Genomic DNA, 4,532 nt, shown 5'->3' on the forward strand with positions numbered 1-4,532 from the left:
ATCGTGGGGCGATGGGGGACCTGTACCGCTGCAGCGGGGCCACGAGCAGCGACTCGAGCCATGCGCCACGCTGCAGGACCTCGATTTCGGGCCAAGCCTCGAGCCCGCAACTCGCCTTGCTTCTCGGAAATCATAAGGCTTTGTGGGGCGGTTAAGCAGCGCGATATGGCCGCGGCGATACGAAGTTTTCATCTTTACCCTGTTCAGACGGTCAGGCTGCCTTCGCCGCCGGCTTGGCTGCCTTGACATGGGTTATACTGCGGCGACCGTCGACGCCGATCGGAACGTCACCGTCAACCGTAGCGCGACGCACAACCCGGTGCTGGTCGCCATAGTCGTTGACCGCATAATGCTGGGTAGCACGGTTGTCCCAGATAGCGACGTCGCCTACTTGCCAGCGCCACCGCACGGTATTTTCCGGGGCAGTGACGTAGGACTGGAACACCTCATGGAGCTTGGCGGAATCGCTCTTGGAAAGGCCGACGAGGCGCTGCACGAAATTGCCGAGCAGCAGCGACTTCTCCCCGGTTTCCGGATGGACGCGCACGACCGGATGCTCGGTCTCGTAGATCGTCGATGTGAAGATTTCCTCGAAGTGCTTCTTCTCTTCGGCTGTGGCGCGCGGGCGCACGGCTGTGTAGTCGTAGGCATTGCTATGAATAGCCCACAGATTGTCCGCCAATATTTTGAGCGGCGCCGGCAGATTCTCGTACGCGGCGTGCGTGTTGGACCAGATCGTGTCGCCCCCCGTCGCCGGAATGACGACGCCACGTAGGACCGAGAATTTCGGATAGGCATCGACGAAAGTCACGTCGGTATGCCACTGGTCTGCCCTGCCACCGCCACGGCCGGAATCGAGATTGAGAATTGAGGCCGTGCCGGCTGCCGGCCCCTGCGTGGGATGAGGTACAAGGTCACCCAGACGCCGCGCGAACAATTCCTGCTCCGCATCGTCGAGATGCTCCTGGCCGCGGAAGAAGATCACCTTGTGTTTTAGAAGAAGCTGGTTGATGGCTGCTATCGCTGCGTCCGAAAGGTCTCCGCCAAGGCGGACGCCTCTGATTTCAGCTCCAACACGGCTGATCAGCTGTACAACGTCGGAGTCAGGAATGGTCTGGTTGACAAGGACTGGATTGCTCATGGGGATCTCCTGATTGATCTTGGAAGGGGACAGCAAGTCACATCCGGCCAGCGGATGTCGCGCGGCGTTGAAAGTCTCATCGCGAGTCAACAGAGCTATTGAACAAGATAATCGACTTAAACATAGAAATAATGTTCCAAATTAAACTGGCTCGACGAAAGAGCCGTCTCCGTTGCTCCGGTCTCGGTGTTGAGTTCTCTCTGGGCAAGGAAACGGCGCTAGATGGGGGTTTGATGGTGCAAGATCCAGCGCCGGATCAGGAAGGCCATCGCGGAAGCAACGGATCGCCTTGCTAGTGGACGCCTGGACCAATCTGCTGCTGAGGAGCTGCCGCCCATTCTCCGTTATCCCGCGAACAATTCTTTGTACCCTGTCGTCACCATCCAGTTCGCCCGATCGAGATGGCTTCGCGCGGCTTTGCGGGCGCGCTCCGGTTCCTGTACCGGATCGATGCCGAGGATCTCCTGCGCCATCTCCTCATAGCTGGCATCATCAGCGGCCGCATCCAGGAACCTCAGGTACAGCGTGTGGTGCTGCTTATCGTACGTGGTCAGGCTGTCGGACCATGGCACTTCTTCCTGGATTGCCGGTTTCGTTCCGACTTTCATGGCAGTTCGGTACTCCATCATTATTTCAGTGGGATATTCCTTCGACAGGTTAGCCAAAGCAGACAGCAATCATAGTCCTAAATGACAATCCCTGATCTCTCCGCAAATGTCCCGGCGCGGCCGTGCTTCGGGACAGCTTCAGTATTCTGCCGCCCAGCCCAGGCGCAACGGCGGCAGATCCTCGAGTTCCCTCCGTGTGGACGGCGTGGGCGCGAGGCGCGGCAAACTTGCAGCGATGCCGAGATGAACGAAATTCATTAGCGCGCGTCCAAGCTCTCAATCGCTGCGCAGTATCTTTGCTTCGAGCGCGGCTGCCACAAAAGCACGCCGAGCGACTGGTGGATGAGCCTCACCTCGCAACACCTGCAGACAGGCGTCCATTGCTGCCTTGCGCTTCGCGGTCTGACGATGGAGATGCCGCAGCAGGATGTTGGACGCGTCATTGACATCGAACACGACACGCTCCGAACTGTGACGGCTGACTTGAACAACGACTGGCTTTTCAAATCTGCTCGAGCCGGTCATCACTCCCCCTCTACACCCAGCGGCGACAGCCTCGCTCGCATTTATTTCCTTAGCCGAAAGATCCGGCTGCACCCTCGCAGCTAAACTTGGTCGCTGGCGTCCAAGAGATCGTCATGAGCGCTGTCTGGTTCATGTCGGGTGGCGGGGGATTGGCTAGCTCAATCTCGACAATGTCGCCTTGCGCCAGTGTCGCACAGTTTGTGGAGCCTACGCCTGCACCTTTCCGATGCCCGCCTTGCACGCAGCGATCCACTGCATGGCGGAGGTTGGGTCCTCCAATATGGCAACTCGCTTTGCAAAGCCGACAAAGGCATTGCTGGCAGCGTCCACCGGTATGTGCCCAGCATATGCATCACAACATGCCCTCAGAGCGGTCTCGTAGGTCAGGTCTCTGCGATCCTCGGGCCACTCATTGAGAAAATCGATAGCGTCCGCAAGACTGGCAATCTCTTGCACGATATAGCTGGCTCGTTTCACGAAAATGGGGCTGCTAAAAGCCTCAGCGTTCATTCGTTCCCCTCCACCTGCTCCATAGCCAATTTGCACGACCCGGGCCGCATCGACGCCCGCCGACCATTGCAGAAATGTGCTGTCAGGGCGATGACGATTCAAGAGGAAGAACATGCGTGATCTGCATCCTCGGTAAGCAGTTCGGCTGCGCATCACCGCGAAGTCCGGCGAAGAGGCATCTATCTTCCTTCCTGGCCTGATCTGAGGAGAACATACCCCCGGGTGCCGTCATTCTCTAACGGCGGATGAACCACACAAATTGAAAGGCCCCGTTTAACTGCCGAGCCACAGTATGACCGCCGCGAAGTGAGGGCCCGCATGAACTGCCCGATGACCGCCGACGCAACCTCGCAGCTTCGTGAGATCTGGCTGGCTGACACCATTTGCCAAGACATTCCTGATGCGGCGGCTATGCACGGAACTGAGCATCTGTTCAGGGCCACGGGTGTGCTATACGGCTTTGATGGCTATTGGTTCGATGTTGCGCCGGCGCTGGCTGCCGGGAAAGAGCTTTCCATCCTATGCGTATCTGCCGGGCAGGCAACCGCATCCCGTGCGTGATCCCGCGGGACATAGCTACAATAGCGAAGCCATGCCGTCGGCGGCAGAGGCGTCGCTGGACTCAGACATATTCCTTTGGGGTCTCGACCTCTTCAACCATGGTTATTACTGGGAAGCCCATGAGGCGTGGGAGGGTCTGTGGCAAGTTGCAGACCGAGACGCTCCGCTTCGGACGCTCTTCAAGGGATTGATCCTGTTATCGGCGGCCGGTGTGAAGATCCGCGAGGGCAAGCAGGCGGCGGCGATGCGTCATGCCGGACGCGCCGCGGCGCTCCTTCGTCGGCTGAACACGGCGGATCATACCTTCGAGCGTGCGCTCGGCATGTCACCCGCAGCGCTCGCCGAATACGCAGAAGCCGCGGCACGGATCCCGGCAGCCTTGCAGGCGACAGCGCTCGGTCAGCCCCAACCCGTGTTTGACTTCATTCTCGGACCAAGCTCCGGCGGAAAGGCCGATCAGCTCGCAAAAAACAAACAGTCATCCGTAGAAGTCGCCGGGAATAGACCGGACCCGTTGGGCCAACGTCACTGACGAACGACGATTGCCAGGTTTCGTTCACCTGGCCGTATTTTCGTGTAGCGCGGATTTTCGTCACGTTGTTTTCGGAATTACAAAAGCTCAAGACGGCATGGCTGCATATCGGTTCCGGCGCCTGGCAGCGAAACGGTTTCCGGTGGGAACGCCTATTAGCAATGGCTTATGGCGATACTTATGCTGCCGAGACATTTATTGCCTTCAGCCACAACCATCACTATGTAGCAAGACTTCGCCTGCTGTCTTCAGGCCACCCGGAGAATTTCATGACAGAAGAAGCCGATCACAACCTCGACGCCCTCATCGAGCTTACCGCCGATGTCGTCTCAGCCTATGTCTCGAACAATCCGGTCCCAGTGGGCGATCTCCCCGCCCTGATCGGCCAAGTACATGCAGCACTGAAAGGAACGGCCGGCAGCGTTTCCGCAGAACAGCCGCAGGCTCTCAAGCCTGCTGTTCCGATCAAGAAGTCGGTGATGGCGGACTACATCATCTGCCTTGACGATGGAAAGAAGTTCAAATCGCTAAAGCGCCATCTGTCGACCCACTATGGCCTCACGCCGGACGAATATCGCGCCAAATGGGGCCTGCCGGCGGACTATCCCATGGTCGCACCGAATTACGCCGCTGCGCGCTCGGCCTTGGCCAAGAC

The 4,532-nt window shown here is 58.5% G+C and carries 7 protein-coding genes; 3 read left to right on the forward strand and 4 right to left on the reverse strand.

The features are described 5' to 3' along the window. Positions 1-211 precede the first annotated feature (211 nt). The 4 genes from EOB59_RS33715 to EOB59_RS33730 all read right to left on the reverse strand — a co-directional run bounded on the left by EOB59_RS33715 (position 212) and on the right by EOB59_RS33730 (position 2,784). Positions 212-1,141 (reverse strand): TauD/TfdA family dioxygenase, encoded by a 930-nt coding sequence (locus EOB59_RS33715; RefSeq protein ID WP_128290230.1) that lies wholly within the window; start codon positions 1,139-1,141, stop codon positions 212-214. Positions 1,142-1,485: 344 nt separating this feature from the next. After that, positions 1,486-1,749, reverse strand: a complete 264-nt coding sequence (locus EOB59_RS33720; protein WP_164895833.1) for a DUF2285 domain-containing protein — start codon at positions 1,747-1,749, stop codon at positions 1,486-1,488. Between the two features lie 276 nt (positions 1,750-2,025). Then, the gene (locus EOB59_RS33725; protein WP_095482605.1) at positions 2,026-2,274 is read right to left on the reverse strand and encodes a DUF982 domain-containing protein; all 249 of its coding nucleotides are present in this window, start codon (positions 2,272-2,274) and stop codon (positions 2,026-2,028) included. Between the two features lie 207 nt (positions 2,275-2,481). Beyond that, positions 2,482-2,784, reverse strand: a complete 303-nt coding sequence (locus tag EOB59_RS33730; protein ID WP_095482618.1) for a DUF982 domain-containing protein — start codon at positions 2,782-2,784, stop codon at positions 2,482-2,484. A gap of 330 nt (positions 2,785-3,114) precedes the next feature. Here EOB59_RS33730 and EOB59_RS35470 point away from each other — a divergent pair, with 330 nt between their 5' ends. The 3 genes from EOB59_RS35470 to EOB59_RS33740 all read left to right on the forward strand — a co-directional run. After that, positions 3,115-3,345 carry a hypothetical protein gene (locus EOB59_RS35470; RefSeq protein WP_164895832.1) on the forward strand — a complete coding sequence of 77 codons (231 nt, stop codon included), beginning with the start codon at positions 3,115-3,117 and terminating at the stop codon, positions 3,343-3,345. Next, positions 3,338-3,877: a DUF309 domain-containing protein gene (locus EOB59_RS33735; RefSeq protein ID WP_245329711.1), complete on the forward strand. Its 540-nt coding sequence runs from the start codon at positions 3,338-3,340 to the stop codon at positions 3,875-3,877. Before EOB59_RS35470 ends, EOB59_RS33735 begins: the two co-directional genes overlap by 8 nt. Positions 3,878-4,146: 269 nt before the next feature. Continuing rightward, a partial coding sequence (locus EOB59_RS33740) for a MucR family transcriptional regulator (RefSeq protein ID WP_128290231.1) occupies positions 4,147-4,532 on the forward strand: 386 nt, incomplete at its 3' end.

It is taken from the genome of Mesorhizobium sp. M7A.F.Ca.MR.176.00.0.0 (assembly GCF_004023165.1).
GTDB lineage: Bacteria > Pseudomonadota > Alphaproteobacteria > Rhizobiales > Rhizobiaceae > Mesorhizobium.

Coding starts and splice junctions, on each gene's coding strand:
- EOB59_RS33715 (WP_128290230.1), bottom strand. CDS start 1,141: ATGAGCAATCCAGTCCTTGTCAACCAGACCATTCCTGACTCCGACGTT.
- EOB59_RS33720 (WP_164895833.1), bottom strand. CDS start 1,749: ATGAAAGTCGGAACGAAACCGGCAATCCAGGAAGAAGTGCCATGGTCC.
- EOB59_RS33725 (WP_095482605.1), bottom strand. CDS start 2,274: ATGACCGGCTCGAGCAGATTTGAAAAGCCAGTCGTTGTTCAAGTCAGC.
- EOB59_RS33730 (WP_095482618.1), bottom strand. CDS start 2,784: ATGAACGCTGAGGCTTTTAGCAGCCCCATTTTCGTGAAACGAGCCAGC.
- EOB59_RS35470 (WP_164895832.1), top strand. CDS start 3,115: ATGACCGCCGACGCAACCTCGCAGCTTCGTGAGATCTGGCTGGCTGAC.